At 67.2% G+C, this 1,313-nt stretch carries 1 protein-coding gene; it reads left to right on the forward strand.

Going from position 1 to position 1,313, the window contains the following annotated elements:
* Positions 1-45: 45 nt before the first annotated feature.
* The coding region (locus ACWDKQ_RS36225) for a WXG100-like domain-containing protein (protein ID WP_450143249.1) at positions 46-1,313 on the forward strand (1,268 nt) is incomplete at its 3' end.

Raw genomic sequence — 1,313 nt, forward strand, 5'->3', positions numbered from 1 at the left:
CCGGAGGGGGTGAGGCGGCTTTTCCAGGTGTTGACCGGTGAGGATATGACGGATGCGGATGAGGGTGTGTTGTTCGCGGTGGCGGATGCGTTGGAGTCGGGTGCGGTGGGGGTCGGGGAGATGGGCGGGTTGGTGGCGGAGTTGGTGGCGAAGGTGCGGACGGGGTTTTCGGGAAAGGCGGCGGACCGGTTCGCCGATGGGCTGGACACTTTCGATGGGCTGCTGGCCTCGGGTGAGGGGGCGTTGCGGGAGTTAGCGGTGTTCGTGCGGAACCTGGCGCGGCAGGTGCGCTATTTGAAGCTGGTGACGATTTATGGTCTGGAATTGTTGTTGGTGGAGATGGCGTGGGCGGTGGCGTGGGCGGGAGCGACCGGGGGCGCGTCGATGGCGTGGCTGGCCGCACGGATGGCGGTGATGCGGTTTTTGTTGTCGCGGTGGTGGGGCCAGTTGTTCATGCGGCTGGCGATGGCGGCAGCCGGTGGGGTGGCGTTCAACGTGGTGCCGGATCTGCAGGCCCAGGCGCAGATGCTGGGTGAGAAGTCCAGTGCGAAGTGGGACGGGAAGCTCAGTGAGCAGGCGGCGGGAATGGGGGCGTTCTCGGCGTTGGTGTCGCTGCCGTTGTCGGCGGTAGGCGGACTGGTCGGCAACGCGTTGACGAAGGTGCTGGTGCGGGGGCTCGGCGATGAGGTGGACGAGAAGATTCTGGAGGCGGCGGCCAGGAAAGCGGTGGACAAGCACGCGGAGTTGTATCCGGTGTCGGCGATGGCGCGCTTCGCGGATGTGGTGGGGGAGCACCTGGATCATTACGCGGGGATGTCGGTGCGGGGCATGTGGTCGGCGCGGTTCGGCAGCGGGATCGGGGAGGCGTTGTCCGACGGCCTGGGCGAGTTGTTCGGCGAGGTCGGGTATCAGGCGGCCACGGGCCAGGAAGTGACCTGGAACCCGTTCTCGCTGACGGCGGGTGTGTCCGAGTCGGTGTTCTCCGGTGTGGGCAATCTGGCGGGCTTGGCGTGGCGGGGCAAGCTGCACCCGCAAGGCCCAAGCCCGTACCTGGCCGACACCAGCCGGCGTCCGGACACCGCCACCGATGGCGGAGGGTTCGACGGGGAGAAAACCCCGCTGCCGTGGGCAGGGCCTGGGTCGCAGACAGGGAATACCCCTGGCTCCCCGGGCAAGGACAACACGTTCGATTCCTCCGATACCTCGAAGCCGTCCGATGCTTCGAAGCCGTCCGATGCTTCGAAGCCGTCTGATGCGGCCTCTGTTTTCCCGGTCGGGCCGGTGGATTCGGCTGCGGTATCGGTGCCCTCCGG

The organism is Saccharopolyspora sp. NPDC000995 (assembly GCF_053599315.1).